Source organism: Paraburkholderia sp. BR10954, assembly GCF_040965775.1.
GTDB classification, from domain to species: domain Bacteria; phylum Pseudomonadota; class Gammaproteobacteria; order Burkholderiales; family Burkholderiaceae; genus Paraburkholderia; species Paraburkholderia youngii.
Window position 1 is genome coordinate 1 of the sequence record NZ_JBFRCK010000212.1, and the last position, 549, is coordinate 549.

1 protein-coding gene is annotated in these 549 nt (G+C 57.9%); it reads right to left on the minus strand.

Translation table 11 applies throughout. The annotated features are described in order from the left end of the window. On the minus strand, positions 1-428 hold a 428-nt coding region (locus AB4Y34_RS41930), incomplete at its 3' end, for a transposase (RefSeq protein ID WP_368719318.1). Between the last annotated feature and the right edge of the window lie 121 nt (positions 429-549).

The following is a 549-nucleotide window of genomic DNA, read 5'->3' on the forward strand; positions in this document are numbered from 1 at the left end:
TTCGCGCTTGAGGCCTTGATCACGCCCGCGCGCTTCGCCGCTTCGATCGTCTCGGCCAGCAGTTCTTCAACGCCAGCTTCACCCAGGCGCTTACGCCAGCGTGTCAGGCTCGACGGATCGATCGGGGGCTCGGTCTGCAGATACGTCTCGCCGGTGAAGACCTGCCAATACGGGTTCTCCACCCATTGCCAGACCACTTCCTCGTCCGACAGATCGAACGCATGCTGGAGATACAACAAGCCAGCAATCAGCCTCGGTGACGTTGCCGGACGACCCTTGCGTGAGACAAAGCTCGCGCTCATCGACGCAGCCAGCTGATCCCAGTTGATCAGATCGGCCAGACGCACCAGCGGATGCTTCAGGTTGATCTGCTCGCGAAGAGGATGCCGAAACAAATCGCCTTCGCTCACCGCTGTCTTCGGACCCATCCAGACCTCGACAGAATTTGCAGGAAACTACCCATAATCTGCCAGGTTCCTGCAAATGCATCAACAACTTTCCGCTTCAAACCCTTGCTGCAAAAGGCTCTCCGGATTGTTCAGGTTCGAC